This window comes from Pseudomonas sp. TH31 (genome assembly GCF_016650815.1).
In the GTDB taxonomy this organism is placed as follows: Bacteria; Pseudomonadota; Gammaproteobacteria; order Pseudomonadales; family Pseudomonadaceae; genus Aquipseudomonas.
The window spans coordinates 521,529-545,704 of the sequence record NZ_JAEKEZ010000010.1 but is presented as its reverse complement, the minus strand read 5'-3'; the positions used below and the strand labels follow the sequence as shown (position 1 = coordinate 545,704).

Here is a 24,176-nt window from a genome sequence, read left to right as displayed (position 1 = left end):
GGAGCAAGGCTTGCCCGCGATAGCGTCAGCTCAGGCGACGGAGATTTCGCCCTCGCCAGCAAGCTTGCGATTCAACTGAAATCGCCACCGCACATACAACAACGCCGAACAGAACACCGCCAGGCTCGCGCCCATCTCCAGCAACCCAAACAGCTGCCGGTTCGGGTCATAGGCCGCCAGTGCGCCTTTGATGAAGTACAGGTTCACCACAAAACACATCCATGAATGCCCACGGGCGCTGCCGACAATCATCCCCGGCGCCAGCAATAGCAGCGGCACCAGTTCGATCAGCAAAATCACCCACGGCCGCGCGCCATGCAGGTCGGCAACCAGCAAGTAGTAGGCGCACAGCAGCCCTGCCAGACCGAAAAAGCACAGCAGGCTGACCACCCGCATCGCCCGGACCCGAGGTTCGAGCCATTCGATCGAGGGCAGTATCTTTGGCTTCTTGGCCATGTCAGCCCTCCAGCTTCTGTGCGGTCTTCGCCAGGCGCAGGCCCAAGGCCCGGCACAGTGCGACTTCATGCTCATTCAAACCGAGTTTGCCATCGGCCCCAGCGTGATGGCTGGCGCCGTAAGGCGTGCCGCCGCCACGGGTTTCCAGCAGGGCCGATTCGCTGTAGGGCAGGCCGGTGATCAGCATGCCGTGGTGCAGTAATGGCAACATCATCGACAGCAACGTGGTTTCCTGGCCGCCGTGCAGGCTCGCGGTGGAGGTAAACACGCCGGCCGGTTTGCCGACGAGGGCGCCGGTCAGCCACAGGTTGCTGGTGCCGTCGAGGAAGTACTTGAGCGGCGCCGCCATGTTGCCGAAGCGGGTGGGGCTACCGAGGGCCAGGCCGGCGCAGTTTTTCAGGTCGTCGAGGCTGGCGTACAACGCACCTTCGTCCGGGATGTCCGGCGACACCGCTTCACACTCGGTGGAAATCGGCGGCACGGTGCGCAGGCGCGCTTCCATTCCCGACTGTTCAACCCCACGGGCAATCTGCCGGGCCATTTCATTGGTCGAGCCGCTGCGGCTGTAGTACAGAACCAGAATATACGGCGCGCTCACGGCAACAACTCCAGCACATTCTCCGGCGGACGGCCGATGACGGCTTTGTTGCCGACTTCCAGAATCGGTCGCTCCATGAGTTTCGGGTGGGCCGCGATGGCCGCGATCAATTGCGCTTCGGTCAGTGTGGCATCGGCCAGGTTGAAGGTTTTGTACTCGTCCTCACCGGTGCGCAGCAATTGCCGGGCGTTGATCCCGAGTTTGCCCAGCAGGCTCTGCAGTTGCGCGGCGTCCAGCGGGGTTTCGAGGTAGCGGACCACGGTCGGCGCCAGGCCACGGGCTTCAAGGAGTTCGAGCGCACCGCGGGATTTCGAGCAGCGCGGGTTGTGATAAAGCGTCAGATCGGTCATGTGCGGGTCGCATCTTGCGTAGGGTGGCGGCTATTCTAACTGCGCAGCGCGCAATCCAGAACCGTGAGAGTCGATGGGTCGCAGGCGCATTCAATTTTGAGCAAGGATCACGACATGACAAGGCGATTTTCAGTGGCGTTGGCGATCATCGGGGCGTTAATGCTGGGGGGCTGTGGCAACGACTATGGCATCGACCAGGATGGCCACAAAGTGGCGTCCGGTCGTCTCGACAAACAATGGATTGTGGTCAATTACTGGGCTGAATGGTGCGGCCCGTGCCGCACCGAGATCCCGCAGTTGAACGCGCTGGCCGAAGAGCTCAATGGCAAGAAAATTGGTGTGTTCGGGGTCAACTTCGACAATGTGCAGGGCGAAGAGCTGAAGAGCGCCAGTGAGAAGCTGGGGATCAAGTTCACCGTGCTGGCCCAGGATCCGGCGGATTTCTTTGATCTGCCACGCAGTGAAGTGCTACCGGTGACTTACATCATCGACAACAAGGGCAAGGTGCGGGAACAGTTGATGGGTGAGCAGACGGCGTCGGGGGTGATGGCGAAGCTGGAGGCGTTGCAAGCAACTAATTGAGCAGATGAGCCGTCACGTGTAGCAGCTGGCGTAGCCTGCGTCCGGCTGCGCAGCAGTCGTGAAATCAGTGTATGCGGTCCTGCAGAACGACCGCATGCTCAGGGTTTACGACTGTTGCGCAGCCGAACGCAGGCTACGCCAGCTGCTACAAGGGCTGTGTCGCGTCATCAACCCTCTTCAAGCCACCAACGCAACGGCTTGCCTTCGGCCGGCCAGAAACGCATCTGGTCGATCGGGGAGATGTCCCAGCGCTGCACGTTTTCCAGCGCTTGCAGGAAACGTTTTTCCTGCTCCATCAACGCCGGTGCGCATAGTTTGCGGGTGCTACCCACTTTGCCGAAGCTCAGCTTGTCGCCTTCCAGGGTGTAGGGCGCGAACCAGTGGTTGCAACCGCCATTGCCGTAGGCGCGACCGTCGTCACCCAGGGTGATGGTCAAATGGCTGTAGTCCATCAACGGACGTTCGCCGATCCACTCCAGAATGTAACTGCGGTTTTGCTGCAATTGCACCGGGTCGGCGGCGCAGCCCATCAGGCTGGCGCCCGCCATGGCGGCCAGAACAAGGTGTTTCATCACGCAGGCTCCTGGCATTTCGGGCACAGGTGTTTCTCGCCAACGCAAGTCCAGCCCAGCTCGGCAATGCGCGCTGTGGCGGCAGGCTTTTCAGCCTTGTTGCCCAATTTGGCGTCGACCGCGAACTCGAAGCTCAGTTCTTTGGTGCAGCTGTCGCAATTGACCTTCCAGGTGTGGATCGCCAGTTCACCGAACACCGGACCACTGGCCACCGCGACCCATTGGCCGGGCGGGTTGATCAGGTGGCGAACGGTTTCGACGCTCAGGCGCATGGACAAGTCCTTGCTGCCTTTGAGGGTGACCACCAGCACGTCATTATTGCGAATCGAGCCGCCATTGCCGGTGACTTGATAACGCCCCGGCACCAGGGCGCGGCATTCGGTCAGGGTGTGCTGCGGGTTCATCAGGGTGTAGCGGAAATCGTGTTCGACCATGGGTCCTCCAAATATGCGCGGTATGCTAGCACGGGCATCAACGCAGCATGGCGTGGGCATGTGACCTTCGATCAGGTTCAAATCACTTGCCCGCTCATGGCACACTGCCGCTTTTTGCCCCCCTAAGGAATGGAAATGGCCTTGATCGATTGTTATGAATGCAAGCAGAGCATCAGCTCTGTGGCACCCACGTGCATTCACTGCGGCGCACCCGCCGCCGCGGGGCAAGCGAGCACCTTCAGGGCTTCACCACTTTCCTTCGGGCAGTTACCGCGCGATGAACGGGTCGCGGAGGTTTCGTCTGTCACGGCCAGGCCGGCGCCGAACGTCGAGCAAGTCCCTGAAATGGCATTGCCTGTTTCCCGGCACCGACGCCGTGGCACGCCGATGACTGAGCCGATGACCGCACCTGCGACCGACACCGCGGTACGCCCGGTGGAAGTGTGGTTGAAGATCATGGTGTTTTTACTGCCACCGTTTTTTGTCTGGTTTTTGCTGCGCCGCGGCCATTCCCTGACACAGCGCTTGATCGGCTTCGGTTGGCTGGGGTTGATGATCCTGTTATCGAAACACTGACCCAAGCGCTTGGCCGGATCAGCCTTCGACCCGGTTTTGCGGCGCCCCGGCCGACCAGGCAGCGATGTTCTGCAAGGTAGTCGCGGCAATCGCACCAAGGGCTTCACGGGTCAGGAAGGCCTGGTGCGCAGTGATGATGACGTTGGGGAAGGTCAGCAGTCGCGCCAGCACATCGTCTTGCAGTGGCAAGTCCGAGCGATCCTCGAAAAACAGCTGCGCCTCTTCTTCATAAACATCCAGCCCCAGATAGCCCAATTGTCCGTCTTTCAAGGCGTCGATCAGTGCCGGGGTGTCCACCAGGCCACCGCGTCCGGTGTTGATCAGCATCGCTCCCGGTTGCAGGTGGGCCAGTGACTGACGGTTGATCAAGTGCTTGCTCTGCTCATTGAGCGGGCAGTGCAGGCTGATGATCTGCGACTCGGCCAACAATTGCGGCAAACTCAGGTAGCGCGCGCCGAGGGCTTCGACCTGTGGATTCGGGAATGGGTCGTAGGCCAGCAACTGGCAACCAAATCCGTTCATGATTTTGGCGAACGTAGCGCCGATCTGCCCGGTGCCGACCACGCCGACAGTCTTGCCCACCAAGTCGAAGCCGGTCAGTCCGTGCAAGCTGAAATCCCCTTCGCGGGTGCGATTGTAGGCACGATGCAGGTGTCGGTTAAGCGCCAGGATCAGCGCCACTGCATGTTCGGCCACGGCGTGGGGTGAATAGGCAGGCACCCGCACGATGGCCAGGCCCAGGCGTTTCGCCGCGACCAGGTCGACATGGTTGTAACCGGCGGAGCGCAGGGCGATCAGGCGGGTGCCGCCAGCGGCGAGGTGTTCGAGCACCGGGGCGCTGAGGTCATCGTTGATGAAGGCGCACACCACCTCGTGATGCTCGGCCAGCGCCACGGTATCGAGGCTCAGGCGCGCCGATTGAAACTGCAACTCGACGCCGGCCGGCAAGTCGGTGGCGAGGAAGCTGTCGCGGTCGTAGGTCTGGCTGCTGAAAAGAATCGTGCGCATCGTGTCCTCCTTGGATAGCTTTGTAGCAGCTGGCGAAGCCTGCGTTCGGCGACGCAGTCGTCGCGAACCCGGATAACGCGGTTTAACTGCAACACCGCATCGCCTGTTTTTACGACGACTTCGTCGACGAACGCAGGCTTCGCCAGCTGCTACAGGGATCGTAGCGGTCTGGGCGAGGGGAGGTATTGCCCTGGGTCAGGCGCTGATACGCGCCTGTGCGGCCAGGCGATTGATTGAGCGCTCCAGTTCTTCGAGTGCCGCCGCAGCCTTCGGGTCCTGTTGCTTGAGCAGCGTTTCACTGCGCTGGCAGGCAGCACGCAATTGCGGCACGCCGCAGTAACGCGTGGCCCCATGCAGGCGATGGACCCGCTCGATCAAGGCGTTCTGGTCGTTGGCTTCGCGGGCGACGCGAATCGCCTCGCGATCGGCTTCCAGCGAAGCCAGCAGCATCGCCAGCATGTCCGCCGCCAGATCCGCCTTGCCGGCAGCCAGGCGCAAGCCTTCTTCGTGATCGAGCACCTGCAATTCGCTGGCGCCATGGCTGTCACTGGAGCGCTCCGGACCCTGATTGCGCAGTGCCAGGCCGGTCCACTTCAGGACCACTTGGGCCAGTTGCCGTTCGCTGATGGGTTTGGTCAGGTAATCGTCCATGCCGCTTTGCAGCAGCGCACGTTTTTCGTTGGCCATGGCGTGGGCGGTGAGGGCGACAATCGGCAGCGGCGTGCAATGCCGTTCACTTTCCCACTGACGAATCGCTTCGGTGCTTTGACGCCCATCCATGCCGGGCATCTGCACGTCCATCAGCACCAGATCGAAGGTTTCGTTCTGCACTGCTTTGACGGCGGCGTAACCGCTTTCCACGGCGAGCACTTTGGCGCCCATGTCTTCAAGCAGGGTTTGCACCAGCAGCAGGTTGGCCGGGTTGTCGTCGACGCAAAGGACCTTCGGCGCCCGGCTCGACACCGGTTCACCGGGCTCGCTGCGCTGCTGGCGCGGGTTGACCAGGTCGGACAAGGCCCGACGCAATTTGCGGGTGCAGGCCGGTTTGGCCTGGAGCTGACTGTGAGGGTTGGGCACCGAGAGATGGAACAGCGTCTGTTCGGTGGTCGGGCACAACACCAGGACTTTGCAGCCCAGGTGTTCGAGGTCCCAGATGTGCTGGTTGAGACGCTCCGGCGGCATGTCATTGCTGGTGATGCCGAGTACCGCCAGATCGATTGCCTGCTCGGTCTGATGGGCGCCGGTGACGCCATTGGTCAGGCTCTCCAGGGTATTGAACGGCGTGACTTCGAGGCCGCAATCTTCCAGTTGATGCTGCAATGCCTGACGGGCCAGTTCGTGGTTTTCCAGCACGGCCACGCGACGCCCGAGCAACGGCGGGCCGGGCAGGTCCTCGGCGTCGTCGCGGGTTTTCGGCAGGCTCAGGCTGACCCAGAATTCCGAACCTTCGCCCGGCGTGCTGTCGACGCCAATCTCTCCACCCATCTGTTCGATCAGGCGCTTGGAAATCACCAGCCCCAAACCGGTGCCGCCGGGCTGGCGCGACAACGAGTTATCGGCCTGGCTGAAAGCCTGGAACAGGGCGCGCACGTCCTGGTTCGACAGGCCGATGCCGGTGTCCTGAATGCTGATGCGCAGTTGCACGCTGTCTTCGTGTTCTTCTTCAAGCATGGCCCGGCGACGATGGTGCCTTCGCGGGTGAACTTGATCGCGTTGCTGACCAGGTTGGTCAGGATCTGCTTGAGCCGCAGCGGATCGCCGACCAGCGACAGTGGCGTGTCGCGATAGACCAGGCTCACCAGTTCCAGCTGTTTGGCGTGGGCGGCCGGGGCGAGGATGGTCAGGGTGTCTTGCAGCAAGTCGCGCAGGTTGAACGGAATGTTGTCGAGCACCAGTTTGCCGGCCTCGATTTTCGAAAAATCGAGGATCTCGTTGATGATCCCCAACAGACTGTCGGCGGACTTTTCGATGGTACCCAGATAGTCGAGCTGGCGCGGGGTCAGCTCGCTTTTTTGCAGCAGATGCGTGAAGCCGAGAATGCCATTGAGCGGCGTGCGGATTTCATGGCTCATGTTGGCCAGAAACTCGGATTTGATCCGGCTCGCTTCCAGGGCTTCCTTGCGCGCCAGGTCCAGTTCGATGTTCTGGATCTCGATGGTTTCCAGGTTCTGGCGCACGTCTTCGGTGGCCTGATCGACGCTGTGTTGCAATTCTTCCTGGGCGTTTTGCAGGGTGCCGGCCATGCGGTTGATGCCCGACGCCAGTTCATCCAGTTCCTGGCTGCCGAGGGGCGGCAGGCGGGTTTCCAGATGACCGTCCTTGAGTTGTGCCACTGCCAGTTTGATCTGGCTGATCGGCCGATTGATAGTCCGGCCCATGCGCAAGGCCAGCAACGCCGCACCGGCCAGGCCGGCGCCGATCAACAGCAGGCTGGCGAACAGGCTGCGGTAACCGCGCAGCAGCATCCCGTTGTGGGACAGTTCGAGCTCGACCCAGCCGAGCAGGCGGTCGGCTTCGTCGGGAATCAGGTCACCGGCCAAATTACGATGCTTGCCAAACACCGGCAGCAAGTAGCGGGTCGCGTCGTTACCGCTGCGCCGCAGCATCTGCGAGCCGTTGCCGGTCGGTGCCGCATTGAGCATGGTCGGGCCCGCGTGGGCCAGCGGTGTACGGTCGGGTGCGAGGAAAGTCACTGCGCGCACATCGGTCTGTTCCAGTGACTGGGTGGCGATGCGCTCCAGTAACTCGGTGTTTTTGTGGCCCATGGCCGGGGCAACCAGCGGTGCAAGTTGTTCGGCGATCATCTCGCCGCGCTGCATGAGTTGGGCTTGCAGGTCCGATTGCTGCATCCAGGTGAAATAGCCGCCCAGCACCAACGCCATCAGGCTGGTTGGAAGCAGGGTCAGCAACAGCACGCGGCCTTTAATTCCCAGTTTCTTGAGCACGCAACTCTCCTGCATCCCGCGATTGAATAACCCGCACGTGCATCCGGCACGCACCACTTGCGCAGTGTAGCGATTTGCTTGCGGGCAATCTTCGTAAAGTTGATCTCGTCATTCGTCGGCTGGATGGGGGCTTTTGCCTTCCGGGCAAACCGTGGGTTGCCCCAGGCGAGGCAATCTTGAATAATCGCCAACTGAGAATTATTTGCAGATAGTCATGACTCCCATCGCTGCTCGCCTTCCTCGTATCCTGTCCATAGAAGACGATCTCGTGCTCGGTGCTTATGTCCACGAGCACCTGGGGCGCTGCGGTTTTCAGGTGACCTGGTGTCAGAACGGCCAGGAAGGCCTGGCTATCGCCCGGGTGCAACCGTTCGATGTGGTGCTGATGGACATTCTGCTGCCGGGCCTGGACGGCCTGAACGTGCTGACCCAACTGCGTCAGAGCCACGCCACCCCGGTGGTGCTGATGTCGGCACTGGGCGCGGAGGCGGATCGCATCAGCGGGTTTCGCCTGGGTGCCGACGATTACCTGCCCAAACCGTTCAGCATGGCCGAGTTGCGGGTGCGCATCGAAGCCATCCTGCGGCGGGTGGCTTTCGACCGTCGACCCACGCCGACAGCGATTGCGACGCCGGTCCATAGCCTGCTTTTCGACGATGAGCAGTGCGAAGTCTTTTATCGCGAGCAAGCCGCCGGCTTGACCCGCAGCGAGTATCGGTTGCTGGAAACCCTCAATCGCAACAACGACGAAGTGTTGAGCAAAGCCTTCCTTTATCAGCAGGTGCTGCAACGGGGCTACGCGGCCCACGACCGCAGCCTCGACATGCACATCAGCCAGATCCGTCGCAAGCTCAAGGCCGTCGGTTATACCGAGCGCGAAGTGCGCACGGTCTGGGGTAAAGGGTATGTATTGAGCGCCGTCGATGAAATGGTCTGATTTGCCGGGCCGGCACTCGCTGTTCTGGAAACTGGCGTGCCTGTTGGTGGCGTTCTGTTTGTTGATGATCTGGCTGAGCTGGTCCTGGGGGCGCTACATGGAGGAGCGCAACCAGTTCCTGTCGGATGACGCTCGAGGCACGCTGACGCGCTACGCCGCCGAGGCCCAACAGGCGTGGCATCGGGGCCAGCGCGCGGGCATCGATGCCTGGCTGCAAGGTATGAAACAGCGCGAAACAGGCTGGGTAGGGGTCATTGGCGGTGATTTGCAGTCGCTGAGCAGTCAGCCACTGACAGATAAGGAAATCGATCGTCTGACCTTTCTGCGCGGCCTCGATTGGCCTATTCACAAGCAAGGCTTGCCGTGGCTGCGCGTGCCGTTTCCCGGCAACCCCTACGCAGGCAACCTGGTGATCGAACTGCCCGAACGCTTCTTGCCCGGGCAATACCGGGTGTTCTGGCGCGTGATCACCAGCGGGGTGATTCCCGGACTGTTCACCTTGCTGCTGTGTGTCGGTTTATACCGGTTGCTGGTGGTGCCGTTGAACAGCTTGCGCGAACAGGCCAACGCCTGGCGGGCCGACCAGTTGAACGTGCGTCTGTCGAGCCACATCACCAATCGTTCGGATGAACTGGGTGAACTGGGTCGGGCCTTCGACCACATGTCCGAGCGCCTGCAAAGCACCGTCGCCCTGCAACAACAACTGTTGCGCGACCTGTCCCATGAATTGCGCACGCCGTTGAGCCGCTTGCGGGTGGCCAGCGAAAGTGAACAGGGGCTGGTGCAATTGCGTGCACGCATTGGCCGTGAAGTCGACGGCATGCAACGGCTGGTGGAGGACACCCTGCAACTGGCCTGGCTTGATACCGAACGTGCGCGGCTGCCCGACGAATCGATCCAGGTTCAGGCACTGTGGGACATGCTCACGGAAAACGCCTGCTATGAAAGTGGCTGGCCGGCGAGTCGGCTGCACTGTGCAGTGGATGCATCGTGCTGGGTGCGCGGCCATCTGAATACATTGGCCCAGGCGCTGGAAAACATTCTGCGGAATGCGATTCGGCATTCTCCCGATGGCGGCATTGTCCGTCTGGGGGGACAGCGCGATGGAGACTTCTGGCATTTGTGGCTGGGGGATCAAGGCGGCGGGGTGGCTGAAGCCGATCTGGAAAGGATCTTTTCGCCGTTCATTCGCCTGGATGGTTCGCGGCCGGGGGATGGTGGGTTCGGACTGGGATTGAGCATCGCCCGGAATGCGGTGCAGCGTCAGGGCGGGGAGCTTTGGGCTGAGAATACTGAGTTCGGGTTGCGGCTGAACATGCGATTGGTGGCTGATGTTGATGGTGTCAGTGCCGACGCCTTCGCGAGCAGACTCGCTCCCACAGTGGACTTGTGTCGCCCATAAACCGCGTGAACAACGCCGAACCCTGTGGGAGCGAGCCTGCTCGCGATGAGGCCCTGACAGCCGCCCCCTTCTACCGCGCTGAATAGAAATTCGCACCACTGGTGCGACAATTGCCCAGGCCGTACACGGAACGCAAGCTCAAAGCTTCACTGTTCGGGCGCAATGTTTCCCAACCGGCAAAAGTGTCAGCAGTATTCACACAAATCACACTGCAGTGCTTGTTGCCGAAGCGACCTGCGTAAAGAAGAAGTGTCGCGCAGCAGCCCCTTATTCCCATAAGCCATAAGTACCGCACTTTGCGTGATATGGCCTGCCAGCGTTTGCCGGTATGATAGGCGCCCCCGCAGTCTGGATTGCGAATACGCCATGACCTTGCAGTACCCAACCATCGCCGATTGCGTCGGCAACACTCCGCTGGTTCGTTTGCAGCGCCTGCCTGGCGCCACCAGCAACACCCTTTTGCTCAAGCTCGAAGGGAATAACCCGGCGGGTTCGGTCAAGGACCGGCCGGCGTTGTCGATGATCACTCGCGCCGAGTTGCGTGGGCAGATCCATGCCGGTGATACGCTGATCGAAGCGACCTCGGGTAACACCGGAATTGCGCTGGCCATGGCCGCCGCGATCAAGGGTTACAAGATGATCCTGATCATGCCGGACAACTCCAGCGCCGAACGTAAAGCTGCGATGACGGCCTATGGCGCCGAGCTGATTCTGGTCACCCAGGAAGAAGGCATGGAAGGCGCTCGCGACCTCGCTCAGCGAATGGAAGCCGAAGGCCGTGGCAAAGTGCTGGACCAGTTCGCCAATGGGGACAACCCGCAAGCGCACTACACCACCACCGGCCCGGAAATCTGGCGCCAGACCGAGGGCACCATCACCCATTTCGTCAGCTCCATGGGCACCACCGGGACCATCATGGGCGTGTCGCGCTACTTGAAAGAGCAGAACGACAACGTGCAGATCGTCGGTCTGCAGCCGATGGAAGGTTCGGCGATTCCGGGTATCCGTCGCTGGCCGCAGGAATACCTGCCGAAGATTTATCAAGCCGATCGTGTCGACCGCATCGTCGACATGGCGCAAAGCGAAGCCGAAGACGTGACCCGTCGTCTGGCCCGCGAAGAAGGCATTTTCTGTGGCGTGTCTTCGGGCGGTGCGGTAGCAGCGATGTTGCGCCTGTCCCGGGAAGTTGAAAACGCGGTGATCGTTGCGATCATCTGCGACCGTGGCGACCGTTACTTGTCGACCGGCATTTTCGACGCGCCTAACTGATGGCCAAGCAAGAGAGAGGCCTGCGCTTCCAACCTGCGGGCGGCAGCAAGGCCCCGCAAATTCCGACTGGCAAGAAACAGCGCCTGAACATCGAGCGCCTGGCGAATGACGGTCGCGGTATCGCGTTTTTGAAGGTCGCACCTGGTTCGTTATCGGCGCATTGGCCGGCGAGGAAGTCGAGGTGCGAGTCCTCGGTGCCCACGGCAAAGTGGTCGAGGCACGCACCGAACGGGTGTTCCAGGCCAGCGAACTGCGTCGCCCGGCACCGTGCCCGCACGCCGGTCGCTGTGGCGGTTGCAGCGTGCAGCATCTGCCCCACAACGAACAACTCGCCCTGAAACAGCGCATGCTCGCCGAGCAATTGTCCAAGGTCGCCGGCGTCGAACCCGAAGAGTGGGCCGCGCCGTTGAGCGGGCCGGAATTCGGTTACCGGCGTCGCGCCCGTGTAGCGGTGCGCTGGGACATGAAGGCGAAAAAACTCGAAGTCGGTTTCCGCGCGGCGGGCAGTCAGGACATCGTTGCGATCACCGAATGCACGGTGCTGGTACAGCCCTTGCAACCGATCATGACCCGCTTGCCGGAGATGCTCCGCCGCTTGAGCAAACCTCAGGCGCTGGGGCATGTGGAATTGTTCAGTGGGTCGTCGTTGGCCGTATTGCTGCGGCACATGGCGCCGTTGTCGGACGCCGACATGACGATCCTCAAAGATTTCTGCGCATTCCATGAAGCCCAGTTGTGGCTGCATGGCGATGGTGAGCCGCAACCGGTCGATGTCACTCAACAGCTGGGTTATCGCCTGGAACAGTGGGACTTGAACCTGGCGTATCGGCCGGGGGATTTCATCCAGGTCAACGCCGGGGTCAACGAAGCGATGGTCGCCCAGGCGCTGGACTGGCTCAAGCCGCAAGCCGATCAACGCGTCCTCGATCTGTTCTGCGGGCTGGGCAACTTTGCCTTGCCGCTGGCCAAAGCCGTTCGCGAAGTGGTGGCGGTGGAAGGTGTGCAAGCGATGGTAGAGCGCGCTGCCGCAAACGCCGCTAGCAACAATCTGCATAACGCGAAGTTTTTTCAGGCCGATTTATCCCAGCCTTTGACTGATGCCGAATGGGCGCGCGAAGGCTTTTGTGCGGTACTCTTGGACCCACCACGTGACGGTGCTTTCGAGGTCGTGCGCAAGCTCAAGTCCCTGGGCGCCGAACGGTTGGTGTATGTGTCGTGCAACCCTGCAACTCTGGCGCGCGATACGGTCGAATTGATCAAGCAGGGCTACCGGTTAAAACGTGCCGGGATTCTCGATATGTTTCCTCAAACGGCACATGTCGAGGCCATGGCGTTATTTGAAGCGAGCTAGGACGGCTCGTCTGGTCCGACTGGCCGCCTGTGCAGCCGCGCTCCAGCCCGGCGCGGGCTCACGGGCAATGAAGGTCAGCGATTTGACGCATTGAATCTGCGTCGTAGGGAAGGTAAAGCAAGATGGTACAGGTGAGAGCACACCAGCCGATCAACACCGACGGCAGTATCAATCTCGAGGCTTGGCTCGATCACGCGGTCACTGTCGATCAGGCACTGGATCGCGAAGCCTTGAAAGAAGCGTGCGAGTTCGCTCGTGCGTCTGAACAGCAAGCCAATGCGGCGAAAAACCTCTGGTCCGAAGGGACCTCGAGTTTTCGCACGGGCCTTGAGATCGCCGAAATTCTCGCCGACCTCAAACTCGATCAGGACTCGCTGGTGGCCGCGATCCTGTATCGCGGCGTGCGCGAGGGCCAGATCCAGTTGCCGGCGGTTAGCCAGCGCTTTGGTCCTGTCGTCACCAAACTCATCGACGGCGTGTTGCGCATGGCGGCGATAAGCGCCAGCCTGAGCCCCCGTCAATCCCTGGTGCTGGGCACTCAGGGCCAGGTGGAAAACCTGCGCAAGATGCTGGTGGCCATGGTCGACGACGTTCGCGTCGCGCTGATCAAACTGGCCGAACGCACCTGCGCGATCCGAGCGGTGAAAACCGCCGACGACGAAAAACGCAACCGCGTTGCCCGTGAAGTCTTCGACATCTACGCGCCGCTCGCCCACCGCCTCGGTATCGGTCATATCAAATGGGAGCTGGAGGATTTGTCCTTCCGTTACCTTGAGCCTGACCAGTACAAGCAGATCGCCAAGTTGCTGCATGAGCGGCGACTGGATCGCGAGCGCTTCATCGCCGACGTGATGAGTCAGTTGAAGAATGAGCTGACCGCCACCGGCGTCGATGCCGACATCAGCGGCCGAGCCAAACACATCTATTCGATCTGGCGCAAAATGCAGCGCAAAGGTCTGGAGTTCAGCCAGATCTACGACGTGCGCGCCGTGCGCGTGCTGGTGCCGGAAATGCGCGATTGCTACACCGCGCTCGGCATCGTCCACACCTTGTGGCGGCACATCCCGAAAGAGTTCGACGACTACATCGCCAACCCGAAAGAGAACGGCTACCGCTCGCTGCACACCGCGGTGATCGGTCCGGAAGGCAAGGTGCTGGAAGTGCAGATCCGCACTCACGCCATGCACGAAGAAGCCGAGCTGGGGGTTTGCGCGCACTGGCGCTACAAGGGCACCGACGTCAAAGCCGGCTCCAACCAGTACGAAGAGAAAATCTCCTGGCTGCGTCAGGTCCTAGAGTGGCACGAAGAGCTCGGCGACATCGGTGGCCTGGCGGAACAGCTGCGGGTCGATATCGAGCCGGACCGGGTCTACATCTTTACTCCGGACGGTCACGCCATCGACTTGCCGAAAGGCTCGACGCCGCTGGACTTCGCTTACCGCGTGCACACCGAAATCGGTCACAACTGCCGTGGCGCGAAGATCAACGGGCGCATCGTGCCGCTCAACTACAGCCTGCAAACCGGTGAGCAGGTCGAGATCATCACCAGCAAACACGGCACCCCGAGCCGCGACTGGCTGAACTCGAACCTGGGTTACGTCACCACCTCGCGGGCGCGGGCGAAGATCGTTCACTGGTTCAAATTGCAGGCCCGTGATCAGAACGTCGCGGCCGGCAAGACCTTGCTCGAGCGCGAACTCACGCGCCTGGGCTTGCCAGCGGTGGATTTCGACAAGTTGGCCGAAAAGGCCAACATGAAGACGGCCGAGGACATGTTCGCCGCCCTCGGTGCCGGCGATTTGCGTCTGGCGCAACTGGTCAATCTGGCGCAGCAACTGGTCGAGCCGGAACGCGGCAATGAACAGCTGGAACTGATTCCACGCAAAGCCACCGGTTACAAACCGGGCAAGCGTGGCGACATTCAGATCCAGGGCGTCGGCAACCTGATGACCCAAATGGCCGGCTGCTGCCAGCCATTGCCGGGCGACGCAATCGTCGGTTACATCACCCAGGGCCGCGGCGTGAGCATTCACCGCCAGGACTGCGCCTCGGTGCTGCAACTGGGCGGGCGCGAGCCGGAGCGGATCATTCAGGTCAGTTGGGGCCCGGTGCCGGTGCTCACCTACCCGGTGGACATCATCATCCGCGCCTACGACCGTTCCGGTCTGCTGCGTGACGTGTCCCAGGTGCTGCTCAACGAGCGGATCAACGTGCTGGCGGTCAACACCCGCTCGAACAAAGAGGACAACACCGCGTTGATGTCCCTGACCATCGAGATTCCTGGGCTGGATGCGTTGGGTCGGTTGCTGGGGCGGATTTCCCAATTGCCGAACATCATCGAAACCCGGCGTAACCGTACGCCATAAGCGGCGGTCGGTCTCCTTGTAGGAGCTGCCGAAGGCTGCGATCTTTTGATTTTAAAGAGCAAGATCAAAAGATCGCAGCCTTTGGCAGCTCTTACAGAGACCGGTTTAACGAGAGAAATTGATGTACAGCCTTGAAGATTTATTGCACCTGATGAACCGCCTGCGCGACCCGCAGTTCGGCTGCCCGTGGGACATCAAGCAAACCTACGCCACCATCGTCCCGCACACCCTGGAAGAAGCCTACGAAGTTGCCGACGCCATCGAGCGCGGTGACTTCGATCACTTGCAGGGCGAGTTGGGCGATTTGCTGTTCCAGGTGGTTTATTACAGCCAACTGGCCCGGGAAGAAGGGCGCTTCGAATTCGCCGGTGTCATCGACAGCATCACCCGCAAACTGATCCGTCGTCATCCTCACGTATTTCCCACCGGCGATCTGTACGCGCCGCTGGACGTCCCGCGTCTGAACGAAGAGCAGGTCAAACAGCGCTGGGAAGAGATCAAGGCCGAAGAGCGCGCCGAGAAATCTTGCGCGCCGGAACAACTATCCTTGCTCGACGACGTGCCCACAGCACTGCCGGCATTGTCCCGTTCAGCGAAGTTGCAGAAGCGGGCAGGGCAGGTCGGTTTCGACTGGCCGGATGCGTTACCGGTGCTCGATAAGGTCCGCGAAGAACTCGATGAAGTGCTTGAAGCCATGGCTGACAACGACTCGGCGGCGATCGCCGACGAAGTCGGTGATCTGCTGTTTTCCGTGGTCAATCTGGCGCGTCACCTCAAGGTCGATCCGGAAACCGCCTTGCGCGGCGCCAACAGCAAATTCGAAAGACGATTCCGTTTTATCGAACAGGCATTGCGCGACACCCACCGTCCCATGGAAGATTGCACCCTCGAAGAGTTGGACGCCTTGTGGGGCGAAGCCAAACGTCAGGAAAAGAATTTGCCCAGCTGCGGTTGAGCAGTTGCCTAAGTGAGAAATAAGCACCATGAGCATTTCCCTTCGCGACCAGTTGCTCAAAGCAGGGCTGGTCAACCAAAAGCAGGCCAAACAGGTCGGCAAAGACAAGCAGAAGCAGCAACGGCTGGTCCACAAAGGCCAGATCGAACAGGACGATACCCAGCAGCGCCTCGCTCAGGAAGCCTTGGCCGAGAAGGTGAAGCGTGACCAGGAGCTCAACCGTCAGCAGCAGGAAAAGGCTGAGGCGAAGGCTCGCGCTGCGCAGGTCAAGCAATTGATCGAAGTCTCGCGCCTGCCGAAGTTGACCACCGAGGACTACTACAACTTCGTGGACGACAAGAAGGTCAAGCGCATCTCGGTCAACACGCTGATGCGCAACCAGCTCAGCAATGGTTTCCTGGCGATCGTGCACCACGCTGGCGGTTACGAAGTGATTCCGCGTGAGGCGGCCCTGAAGATCCAGGAGCGCGACCCACAGCGGATCGTGCAGCTGAACGTCAAGACAGAAGAAGTCAGTGTCGAGGATGATCCGTACGCCGCTTATCAGATTCCTGATGATCTGATGTGGTAAGCCTTTAAGGCCTGTCACAACGACAAACCCCGCTCATGGCGGGGTTTGTCGTTTTCAATGCTGTAATTGCTTATGTGGAGCGCCTAGGCGGAACGCGCTTCGTGTTTTTGCTCCAGTGTTTCCAGTTCAGACTTGTAGTTGTGGGCATCGGTCTCGGAGTGGAACATTCCGACCAACATGTCTTGCTGGTGCACGTCCCAGATACGGATACCGGCAGCTACGCCTTCATGGGACATATGTGAATCGTCGCGTTCAGTTACTTTTACAGTCATCTGCTAGCTCCAATCTCAGTTACCTGCACTAAGGCGTGTGCAGGCCTCTGTTATATATTTTGTTAGCTTCCTAAGTAAATGCTTTCGTTCGGTAACGAATATTTGCGAAATCTGCAAAAGTCCCGCAGCCCGCCAAACACGCGACATTCGGTCGCAGGCTGCTGAGTTAAATGACAAAAGTTTCATGTTCGCGATGAACAAATTCACTGCCTACACACCCTTCGGGCTGAACACAAAACCCCGTAGGAGCTGCCGAAGGCTGCGATCTTTTGATCTTGAAAGTCAAAAGATCGCAGCCTTCGGCAGCTCCTACAAGGCATGAAGGTGAGGCTATTTTCCAGGCAAAAAAAACGCCCCGAACCAGTCGGGGCGTTTTTGTGTACTGCGAGGCGGCGGGGTATTACTTGCCAGCCCAGCGCTTCAGTACCAGCGTGGCATTGGTGCCACCGAAACCGAAGCTGTTGCTCATCACGGTGTTGATGGTGGCGTCTTCGCGAGTCTTGGTCAGGATCGGCATGTCTGCCACTTCCGGGTCCAGTTCTTCGATGTTGGCGGAACCCGCCATGAAGTTGCCTTCCATCATCAGCATGCAGTAGATCGCTTCGTGAACGCCGGCGGCGCCCAGGGAGTGACCCGACAGGCTCTTGGTGGAACTGATGGCCGGAGCGTTGGCGCCGAACACTTCACGCACACCTTTCATTTCCGCGACGTCGCCGACCGGAGTCGAGGTGCCGTGGGTGTTCAGGTAGTCGATTGGAGTGTCGACGGTGGACATGGCCATCTGCATGCAGCGGATGGCGCCTTCGCCGCTTGGAGCGACCATGTCGTAGCCATCGGACGTTGCGCCGTAGCCAACGATTTCCGCGTAGATCTTCGCGCCGCGAGCCAGAGCGTGTTCCAGCTCTTCAACCACGACCATGCCGCCACCGCCGGCGATGACGAAACCGTCACGCTTGGCGTCGTAGGCACGGGAAGCTTTTTCCGGGGTTTCGTTGTACTGGCTGGACAGTGCGCCCATGGCGTCGAACAGGAACGATTGGCTCCAATGTTCTTCTTCGCCGCCGCCAGCGAACACGACATCCTGCTTGCCCATCTGGATCTGTTCCATGGCGTTACCGATGCAGTGAGCACTGGTGGCGCAGGCAGAGGCGATGGAGTAGTTCAGGCCCTTGATCTTGAACGGGGTGGCCAGGCACGCGGAAACGGTGCTGCTCATGGTCCGCGTTACACGGTATGGGCCAACGCGCTTCACGCCTTTCTCGCGCAGGATATCCAGCGCTTCCATCTGGTTCAGCGTGGAGGCGCCACCGGAGCCGGCGATCAGGCCGGTACGCGGGTTGGACACTTGCTCTTCGGTCAGGCCGGAGTCAGCAATAGCGTCTTTCATGGCCAGGTAGGCGTAAGCCGCCGCGTGGCCAACGAAGCGATAGATCTTGCGATCGATCAACTCTTCGAGGGGAAGGTCAATGGAGCCGGAAACCTGGCTACGCAGACCCATTTCAGCATATTCCGGGTTAAACCGGATGCCAGGGCGGCTTGCACGCAGGTTAGCGGAGACGGTCTCTTTGTCATTGCCCAGGCACGAAACGATGCCCAGACCAGTGATAACGACGCGGCGCATGCGGATAACCCTTAGAAGTTTTCAGTGGAGGTGAACACGCCGACCCGGAGGCCTTCGGCGGTGTAGATTTCGCGGCCGTCGACACTGACCGAACCATCGGCGATAGCGAGGTTCAGCTTGCCTTTGAGGACACGCTTGATCTGAATGTTATACGTAACTTTTTTGGCGGTCGGCAGGACCTGACCAAAGAACTTCACTTCGCCCGAACCCAGCGCGCGACCGCGGCCCGGCAGACCCTGCCAGCCGAGGAAGAAGCCGACCAGTTGCCACATGGCATCGAGACCCAGGCAGCCCGGCATCACCGGATCACCTTCGAAGTGACAGGCGAAGAACCACAGGTCCGGAGTGATATCCAGCTCGGCGACCAATTCACCTTTGCCGTACTTGCCACCCTCTTCGCTGATATGGGTGATGCGATCCACCATCAGCATGTTAGGGGCGGGCAGTTGCGCGTTACCTGGGCCGAATAGCTCACCGCGACTGCAGCGCAGCAGGTCTTCCCGAGTAAAGGCGTTTTGTTTGGTCATGCGAGCTCCTCAATAGTCCCGTGCGGCAGGTGGGGCGAATCTTCCCGGCCGATCGAAGCATTCATGCCTCGAGTCGACAGCCTACTCATAGACTATTGCGTTGTGGTGAAAGTCACAGCACCAAGGACACGAATGTACACTTGTGCACTGAAATTATTATTCAAGCCCCTTTCCGGGCCTGTTCGGGTGCCTAAGACTGCCGCACTTTCGCCTTTCACGCCAGTCGCAGATAGCCGAAAGGACAGTTCTACTGCACCCATCGCTGCAGAATTTGCTGCAGATCAGTCCGTTTGAAGGGCTTGGCCAGGTAATCGTTCATGCCCGCCGACAGGCAGGCTTCGCGGTCACCCTGCAAGGCATTGGCCGTCAGGGCGATGATTGGCACGTCCAGGCAGCCGGGCAGTTGGCGAATCTGTCGGGTGGCTTCGTAGCCGTCGATGATCGGTAATCGACAGTCCATCAAAATGGCTTCGAAAATCAGGCTCTCGGCACTGCGCACTGCCTGCGCGCCATCGGTGGCAACGCTGACAGTAAAGCCCAGGCTGCGCAACATCGCTTCGATGACGGTCTGGTTGACCGGATTATCCTCCACCAGTAGTACGTTGCGTCCTTCGCCGTGGCCATTGCCCGTCGGCACGCGCGGCGGTGCCAGCTCCGGCAGCGCCTGCTTACAAAGGGCGAGGGGGATTTCCAGGGTAAACACCGAACCGCGACCTTCTTCGCTCTGGGCCCGCAACGTGCCGCCCATGCGCTCGGCCAGGGTGCGGGCAATCGGCAAGCCCAGCCCGGTGCCGCCGTAACGTCTTGAAATGGAACTGTCGGCCTGCTGGAACGCGTTGAACATTAATTCCAGGCTTTCGGCTGAAATGCCAATGCCGCTGTCACGCACCGTGCAGGTGAACCACAGCAGTTCGTGATCCAGCGATTGCCACTGCGGTTCGATGGTCACGCGACCCTGTTCGGTGAACTTCAGTGCGTTGCCGATCAGGTTCACCAGGATCTGCCGGATCCGCGTCGGATCGCCCTGAACCTGCAAGGCGCGCATGTCTTGCGGGATCAACAGCTCAAGGTTGAGTTTGCGTTGCATGGCACTGTGCTGGAAGGACTGGGCGCAACTGCCGATCAGCTCCGCGAGGTTGAACGGAATATGCTCAAGTTCCAGCTCTGCACGTTCAATGCGCGAGAAGTCGAGAATGTCGTTGATGACCTTGAGCAAGTGTTCGGTGGACTCCGAGGCCAGCGCCGCGTATTCGACCTGCTCCTCGGTCATCCCGGTGGTTTCCAGCAGTTGCAGCATGCCCAGCACGCCATTCATCGGCGTACGCAGTTCGTGGCTCATCATCGCCAGGAAGTCGGATTTGGCGTTGTTGGCCTTTTCCGCTTCTTCGCGGGTCTGGATCAACTGCGCCATCGCTTGATGCTGTTCGCGGCTGGCCTGTTCGAGACCCTCGGCGAGGTTGTTGATGTGTTGCGACAAGGCGCCCAGTTCGGTGTCATCGACGATCGGCAGCGGCGTGGTGTAGTCGCCTTTCTGGATCGCCTTGACCGCGTTGCCGATGTCGCGGATCGGCTGCGACAGACTGCCCGCCAGGCGCCGGGCCAGCAGGAAAGTAAACAGCAGGGCAAACAACGCGAGGATCCCGGCCTTGAACAGGATTTCTTGCTGGCGCTGGCTGAAGGCATCGCTGGACAGGCCGACGATCACCCGCCCCAGGTAATCCTCACTCGGTGCACTGACCGAGGTGCGGGTGTTCTGGAAAAAGTCGTTGTTCAGCGCGATGCGTTGCAGCCGCACCGGCGCCTGGAACACTTCAACCTGTTGCGAGCGGTTGTGGGATTCCGGACGGTTGCTCGACGTACACCAGAATCCGGTTGGCGTTGTCCTGGATTTCCAGAAAACGCACATTGGGCGTCGCAAGCGTGGCCTTGAGCAGGCTTTCCAGCACGTCGTTGTTGCCGGAGATGACGCCGTACTCGGTGGCCGGTGCCAGCTGGTTGGCGATCAGTTGACCGGTGTGGTTGAGTTCCTGGCGCAGGTCCTGGATCCGCACGAACGTGAAGAAACTGATCAGCAGCAAGGTCAGCAGCAAGGCAGGGCCGAGGCTGATGATCTGGGTCCGGGTGTTGATGTCCCAACGGCGGAAGGTCATGGGCGGCGTTCTCCTTCGGCCAACTGGGTGGCGACCGATGCTTCATCCATCTGTTCAATACCTAATGAACGAGCCACTTGCGGGTTGCTTAAGACTTTGAAGTGTTTGGGGTAGAGCGTGCGTGGCCAACTGCTCGGTGGCTGGCCGAGCAAATCGACGAGAATCGCCAGCCAGTCGCTCTGGTCGCTGTACGTGCTGGTCAGGCTGCCGGCCTTGACGAAACCGGCGTTGGGGCCGATCAGCGCCATCTGTCGTGCGTAGCTGCTGAGCAGCAGGTTTTTCGCGGTTTTGGGGTTGTACAGGTCGGGGTCGTCCAGCCCCAGCAGCACGTCACTGTTTTTCAGCAGCGCCTGCAATGGACGGCTGTCGCTGGTGTTTTCCCAACGTTGCGTGATGATCTCAAGGCCCAGGGGCAGCGCGGCCAGGCGCAGTTCTTTCAAAAGGAATTCGCTGTGCCGGTCATACAGCACGCCGACCCGGCGGACTTGGGGCAGGATCAGCCGGGTCAGGCGCAATTGCCGCTCAATCGGCGGATCGCTCCACAGCAGGCTCAAATGGGATGGCAGCAGATTGTTCAGCCGTTGCCGCGCCTGCAGGCGGCTGATACGCAGCACCAGCGTCGCCGGGCCCTGGCTGTCTTGCAGGCGCCAGTCGAGGCTCGGTAAGTCGAGCAGGATCAAGCGCGTGCCGCTGGGCAGTTTGCCCGGCGCCGGCAGGCTGGACAGCGGCTTGAAGTGCACGCTGTCGGTGGGGCGTAACTCGCTCAGGGCCTGGGTGAAGGATTGCACGCCGGGGCTGTCTTCGGTGCCGGTCAGCAGAATGTCCGCGGCACTGGCCGGCAGACTGCACAGCAGACCGCTGACGGTCAGGCACAACCCGGCCAGCAGGCGGCCAAGGATTGGCGTTTTGCGTGACGAAGGCTGCATCTAAAACGCCAGCTCCGCGCTGAAGTAGAGCACTCGGCGTTCGTCGTAATGGTTGTCGACGAAGGTGGCGGGTTGATTGTCGAGGCGTTGCTGCAACACTCCTGCCAGTTCCAGATTGGCCTTGCCCAGGCCGATGTGTTTGGCGATGCGTGTGTCGAGCCGTTCGAAACGGTAGCCGTTCAGGGCATCGTCACCATAATAGAACAGCGCGCTGTTCCAGCCCCGGCCCCAATTGCGCAGCCAACCGGCGGAACCACTGTTACGCGCAGTCTGCAATTGGTCCTGCGGGTTGCTGGCCCTGGCATTGACGTAGGCATAGGTCAGGCGCAGACGATCGATGCTGCTGACATGCCAGTCGAACTGGGTTTCGGTCCCGCTGAATCGCGAGTTGTTGGCGTTGCTGGCAATGTACTGATTGTTGCGCAACGGCTCGCTGATCATGCCGGTGATTTCGTCGTAGAACAGCTTCATATCCACCGACAGGCCCAGTTCGGCGAAGTAGCCGTTGTAGCCCAGTTCCCGTGAACGCATGCGCTCCTTGTCGAGGTCGCCGGGGCCGCGGGTCTTCACAAAATAGCGGGCACTGGTCTGGCCATAGGCGCTGGGCCGCAGGTTGGTCACCTGATAACTCCAGTTCACGTTGTTCTCGAACATGTCCGGGGAGCGGATCGCTTCGGAATACACCGCGCGCAGGCCATGGCGCGGGTTGATCAAATAATTGACCGCTACCCGTGGCGTCAGCGAGTTGCCGGTCAGCTTCGAGTCCTCGAACATGGCACCGCCCTGCAGCAACCAGTGTTCGCTGGCGCGCCACTCGAGTTGACCGAACGTACGCCAGGTGGTGTCGTCGAGCGTGCCATTGAAGTAGGTCTCGGAGTCTGCCCGGTCGTAACGATAGTTCATGCCGCTGACCAGCCGAAGACTATCGGACAGGCTCAGGGTGTCTTGCAGTTCGAGGTCGTAGCGCGACTCCCGGGCGCTTTGGTCAATGTCGCCGCACAGGGTTTGCCGGGCGCCGTTTCTCCATTGGGCCAGCACCTGATTGCCCAATGCCTGTTCGACCGGGCTGCCGGCTGGTGCGCCGGGGCCGGTGTAGCGCTCCATATTGCGCGCCAGGCGTTCGGCATAGTTCGGGTTGAGTTGCCACAAATCGGTCAGTTGTGGGCTGAACGACACTTCGGCGTCACAGGCACGCCAGGTCTGCTGGCGATCCCAGTGTTGCGCCGAACCCTGGATATAGAGGCTGTGCTCGGGATTGATGTCCAGGTTCCAGCGCAGCGAGCCGGCGTAATCCTTGGCGATCACGTCGGAATTGTTGCCGGCAGCGGTAATTCCCGAAAACACCGGGCGGTAGGTATAGGGCCGCTGGTTGGTCCCGTCCTTGGCGTTCAATTGCCAGTCGATGCCTTGACTGTCGTTGAGCGTCTGGCTGACGGCGAGGTTGAAGCGGTTCAAACGTCGACTGTCGCGGTAATCGGCGCCGGTGCGGTCCGAGTCGAAGCCGTCGTCCTGCTGGCCGGAGAGCGACAGGCGCATATCACCGCCATCCCAACCGCTGCCCTGGCTGGCGTAAAAGTCATTGATGCCGCGCTGGCCCTGGGTGACTTTCAGCCGTGTGCCATGGCTGTCGGCGGGGTTGCGGGTGATGATGTTGACCACCGCCATCAGCGCGTTGGCGCCATAACTGACGGTGTTTGGCCCGCGAAAGACTTCGATGCGCTCGATGTCTTCCATGGCCACCGGGATATCGCTCCAGTCCACCGTGGCGAGGCCGGCCCGGTACACCGAACGGCCATCGATCAACACCTGCATACGCCGGGCTTCGCTGGCATTGGTACCGTGGTAATTCACCGCTGGCTGATTGCCGGTAATGTTGCCGACCATCATGCCCGGCACCAGTCGCAGCAATTCGCTGATGTCCCGGGCGCCGCTGGCGTTGATCAGTTCGCTGTCGATCACCGTCATGCTTCCTGGCACCGCCGCCGGCGACTGTTTCAGCCGCGTAGCGGTCAGCACCTGCGGCAACGTTTCACTGTCCAGGAACAGGTCGTCGGCCAGCAATGCCGGGCTGAAGACCAGCGCCAGAAGCAGCGGCGAGCGAGGTGAGGGCGGGCCAAAAGACACAACACAGCCTTGATAGCGATTAATTGGCGCGCATGTTAACCGAGCTCAGTGACTTTTCCAGTCACGTTACGGGCATTTTCCTCGGTTTTGTTGGTCTTCTTCCTACAAGTGTCGGTAATTGACGCTGGGGCTGGCCGCCACTGGGCCGCTCCGTATAATGCCGGCATCGCCACTGCTATGGATT

At 60.5% G+C, this 24,176-nt stretch carries 19 protein-coding genes and 3 pseudogenes; 9 read left to right on the top strand and 13 right to left on the bottom strand.

Going from position 1 to position 24,176, the window contains the following annotated elements; all coding sequences use genetic code 11:
- Positions 1 to 30: 30 nt before the first annotated feature.
- The 3 genes from JFV26_RS09145 to arsC are packed head-to-tail and all read right to left on the bottom strand — an operon-like array spanning position 31 to position 1,404.
- Positions 31 to 456, bottom strand: a complete 426-nt coding sequence (locus JFV26_RS09145; RefSeq protein ID WP_201191629.1) for a DUF2069 domain-containing protein — start codon at positions 454 to 456, stop codon at positions 31 to 33.
- Position 457: 1 nt separating this feature from the next.
- On the bottom strand, positions 458 to 1,054 hold the full coding sequence (wrbA, locus tag JFV26_RS09140; RefSeq protein ID WP_201191627.1) for an NAD(P)H:quinone oxidoreductase: 597 nt from the start codon (positions 1,052 to 1,054) through the stop codon (positions 458 to 460).
- Positions 1,051 to 1,404, bottom strand: a complete 354-nt coding sequence (arsC, locus tag JFV26_RS09135) for an arsenate reductase (glutaredoxin) (protein ID WP_201191625.1) — start codon at positions 1,402 to 1,404, stop codon at positions 1,051 to 1,053. The genes wrbA and arsC overlap by 4 nt, the downstream gene beginning before the upstream one ends.
- Positions 1,405 to 1,518: 114 nt before the next feature.
- Here arsC and JFV26_RS09130 point away from each other — a divergent pair, with 114 nt between their 5' ends.
- The gene (locus JFV26_RS09130; protein ID WP_201191623.1) at positions 1,519 to 1,986 is read left to right on the top strand and encodes a TlpA disulfide reductase family protein; all 468 of its coding nucleotides are present in this window, start codon (positions 1,519 to 1,521) and stop codon (positions 1,984 to 1,986) included.
- Positions 1,987 to 2,153: 167 nt separating this feature from the next.
- Here JFV26_RS09130 and JFV26_RS09125 read toward each other — a convergent pair whose 3' ends face one another.
- Together JFV26_RS09125 and JFV26_RS09120 are read right to left on the bottom strand one after the other, a co-directional pair.
- Positions 2,154 to 2,558: an META domain-containing protein gene (locus tag JFV26_RS09125; protein WP_201191621.1), complete on the bottom strand. Its 405-nt coding sequence runs from the start codon at positions 2,556 to 2,558 to the stop codon at positions 2,154 to 2,156.
- Positions 2,558 to 2,992 (bottom strand): hypothetical protein, encoded by a 435-nt coding sequence (locus JFV26_RS09120; RefSeq protein WP_201191619.1) that lies wholly within the window; start codon positions 2,990 to 2,992, stop codon positions 2,558 to 2,560. The genes JFV26_RS09125 and JFV26_RS09120 overlap by 1 nt, the downstream gene beginning before the upstream one ends.
- 135 nt (positions 2,993 to 3,127) lie before the next feature.
- On the opposite strand from JFV26_RS09120, the gene JFV26_RS09115 reads away from it, so the two are divergent.
- Positions 3,128 to 3,568, top strand: coding sequence for a hypothetical protein (locus JFV26_RS09115; protein ID WP_201191617.1), 441 nt, complete (start codon positions 3,128 to 3,130; stop codon positions 3,566 to 3,568).
- A gap of 18 nt (positions 3,569 to 3,586) precedes the next feature.
- On the opposite strand, the gene JFV26_RS09110 is transcribed toward JFV26_RS09115, so the two are convergent.
- Together JFV26_RS09110 and JFV26_RS09105 are read right to left on the bottom strand one after the other, a co-directional pair.
- Positions 3,587 to 4,576 (bottom strand): 2-hydroxyacid dehydrogenase, encoded by a 990-nt coding sequence (locus tag JFV26_RS09110; RefSeq protein ID WP_201191615.1) that lies wholly within the window; start codon positions 4,574 to 4,576, stop codon positions 3,587 to 3,589.
- Positions 4,577 to 4,771: 195 nt separating this feature from the next.
- Positions 4,772 to 7,521, bottom strand: a pseudogene (locus JFV26_RS09105) (response regulator).
- A gap of 214 nt (positions 7,522 to 7,735) precedes the next feature.
- Here JFV26_RS09105 and JFV26_RS09100 point away from each other — a divergent pair.
- The 7 genes and pseudogenes from JFV26_RS09100 to JFV26_RS09070 all read left to right on the top strand — a co-directional run bounded on the left by JFV26_RS09100 (position 7,736) and on the right by JFV26_RS09070 (position 16,372).
- Entirely contained in the window at positions 7,736 to 8,458 is a 723-nt protein-coding gene (locus tag JFV26_RS09100; protein ID WP_201191613.1) for a response regulator transcription factor, read from the top strand.
- Positions 8,445 to 9,860, top strand: a complete 1,416-nt coding sequence (locus JFV26_RS09095) for a sensor histidine kinase (RefSeq protein WP_201191611.1) — start codon at positions 8,445 to 8,447, stop codon at positions 9,858 to 9,860. Before JFV26_RS09100 ends, JFV26_RS09095 begins: the two co-directional genes overlap by 14 nt.
- A 366-nt stretch (positions 9,861 to 10,226) precedes the next feature.
- On the top strand, positions 10,227 to 11,129 hold the full coding sequence (gene cysM / locus JFV26_RS09090) for a cysteine synthase CysM (protein ID WP_201191609.1): 903 nt from the start codon (positions 10,227 to 10,229) through the stop codon (positions 11,127 to 11,129).
- A pseudogene (rlmD, locus tag JFV26_RS09085) lies at positions 11,129 to 12,480 on the top strand (23S rRNA (uracil(1939)-C(5))-methyltransferase RlmD). Before cysM ends, rlmD begins: the two are co-directional and overlap by 1 nt.
- A 122-nt stretch (positions 12,481 to 12,602) precedes the next feature.
- Positions 12,603 to 14,846 (top strand): GTP diphosphokinase, encoded by a 2,244-nt coding sequence (gene relA / locus JFV26_RS09080; RefSeq protein WP_201191607.1) that lies wholly within the window; start codon positions 12,603 to 12,605, stop codon positions 14,844 to 14,846.
- Positions 14,847 to 14,967: 121 nt separating this feature from the next.
- Positions 14,968 to 15,801, top strand: a complete 834-nt coding sequence (gene mazG / locus JFV26_RS09075) for a nucleoside triphosphate pyrophosphohydrolase (protein ID WP_201191605.1) — start codon at positions 14,968 to 14,970, stop codon at positions 15,799 to 15,801.
- 28 nt (positions 15,802 to 15,829) lie between these two features.
- Positions 15,830 to 16,372 (top strand): DUF2058 domain-containing protein, encoded by a 543-nt coding sequence (locus tag JFV26_RS09070; protein ID WP_201191603.1) that lies wholly within the window; start codon positions 15,830 to 15,832, stop codon positions 16,370 to 16,372.
- Between the two features lie 83 nt (positions 16,373 to 16,455).
- On the opposite strand, the gene JFV26_RS09065 is transcribed toward JFV26_RS09070, so the two are convergent.
- The 6 genes and pseudogenes from JFV26_RS09065 to JFV26_RS09040 all read right to left on the bottom strand — a co-directional run bounded on the left by JFV26_RS09065 (position 16,456) and on the right by JFV26_RS09040 (position 23,992).
- The gene (locus tag JFV26_RS09065) at positions 16,456 to 16,644 is read right to left on the bottom strand and encodes a hypothetical protein (protein ID WP_201191601.1); all 189 of its coding nucleotides are present in this window, start codon (positions 16,642 to 16,644) and stop codon (positions 16,456 to 16,458) included.
- Between the two features lie 400 nt (positions 16,645 to 17,044).
- Positions 17,045 to 18,265, bottom strand: a complete 1,221-nt coding sequence (fabB, locus tag JFV26_RS09060) for a beta-ketoacyl-ACP synthase I (RefSeq protein WP_201191599.1) — start codon at positions 18,263 to 18,265, stop codon at positions 17,045 to 17,047.
- 11 nt (positions 18,266 to 18,276) lie between these two features.
- Entirely contained in the window at positions 18,277 to 18,792 is a 516-nt protein-coding gene (gene fabA / locus JFV26_RS09055) for a 3-hydroxyacyl-[acyl-carrier-protein] dehydratase FabA (protein ID WP_042560484.1), read from the bottom strand.
- Between the two features lie 247 nt (positions 18,793 to 19,039).
- Positions 19,040 to 20,942: pseudogene (locus JFV26_RS09050) on the bottom strand (ATP-binding protein).
- Positions 20,939 to 21,868, bottom strand: a complete 930-nt coding sequence (locus JFV26_RS09045) for an ABC transporter substrate-binding protein (RefSeq protein ID WP_201191597.1) — start codon at positions 21,866 to 21,868, stop codon at positions 20,939 to 20,941. Before JFV26_RS09045 ends, JFV26_RS09050 begins: the two are co-directional and overlap by 4 nt.
- On the bottom strand, positions 21,869 to 23,992 hold the full coding sequence (locus JFV26_RS09040; protein ID WP_201191595.1) for a TonB-dependent receptor domain-containing protein: 2,124 nt from the start codon (positions 23,990 to 23,992) through the stop codon (positions 21,869 to 21,871). It abuts the gene before it with no gap.
- Positions 23,993 to 24,176: the final 184 nt, after the last annotated feature.

Coding starts and splice junctions, on each gene's coding strand:
- JFV26_RS09145 (WP_201191629.1), bottom strand. CDS start 456: ATGGCCAAGAAGCCAAAGATACTGCCCTCGATCGAATGGCTCGAACCT.
- arsC (WP_201191625.1), bottom strand. CDS start 1,404: ATGACCGATCTGACGCTTTATCACAACCCGCGCTGCTCGAAATCCCGC.
- JFV26_RS09130 (WP_201191623.1), top strand. CDS start 1,519: ATGACAAGGCGATTTTCAGTGGCGTTGGCGATCATCGGGGCGTTAATG.
- JFV26_RS09125 (WP_201191621.1), bottom strand. CDS start 2,558: ATGAAACACCTTGTTCTGGCCGCCATGGCGGGCGCCAGCCTGATGGGC.
- JFV26_RS09120 (WP_201191619.1), bottom strand. CDS start 2,992: ATGGTCGAACACGATTTCCGCTACACCCTGATGAACCCGCAGCACACC.
- JFV26_RS09115 (WP_201191617.1), top strand. CDS start 3,128: ATGGCCTTGATCGATTGTTATGAATGCAAGCAGAGCATCAGCTCTGTG.
- JFV26_RS09110 (WP_201191615.1), bottom strand. CDS start 4,576: ATGCGCACGATTCTTTTCAGCAGCCAGACCTACGACCGCGACAGCTTC.
- JFV26_RS09100 (WP_201191613.1), top strand. CDS start 7,736: ATGACTCCCATCGCTGCTCGCCTTCCTCGTATCCTGTCCATAGAAGAC.
- JFV26_RS09095 (WP_201191611.1), top strand. CDS start 8,445: ATGAAATGGTCTGATTTGCCGGGCCGGCACTCGCTGTTCTGGAAACTG.
- cysM (WP_201191609.1), top strand. CDS start 10,227: ATGACCTTGCAGTACCCAACCATCGCCGATTGCGTCGGCAACACTCCG.
- relA (WP_201191607.1), top strand. CDS start 12,603: ATGGTACAGGTGAGAGCACACCAGCCGATCAACACCGACGGCAGTATC.
- mazG (WP_201191605.1), top strand. CDS start 14,968: ATGTACAGCCTTGAAGATTTATTGCACCTGATGAACCGCCTGCGCGAC.
- JFV26_RS09070 (WP_201191603.1), top strand. CDS start 15,830: ATGAGCATTTCCCTTCGCGACCAGTTGCTCAAAGCAGGGCTGGTCAAC.
- JFV26_RS09065 (WP_201191601.1), bottom strand. CDS start 16,644: ATGACTGTAAAAGTAACTGAACGCGACGATTCACATATGTCCCATGAA.
- fabB (WP_201191599.1), bottom strand. CDS start 18,265: ATGCGCCGCGTCGTTATCACTGGTCTGGGCATCGTTTCGTGCCTGGGC.
- fabA (WP_042560484.1), bottom strand. CDS start 18,792: ATGACCAAACAAAACGCCTTTACTCGGGAAGACCTGCTGCGCTGCAGT.
- JFV26_RS09045 (WP_201191597.1), bottom strand. CDS start 21,868: ATGCAGCCTTCGTCACGCAAAACGCCAATCCTTGGCCGCCTGCTGGCC.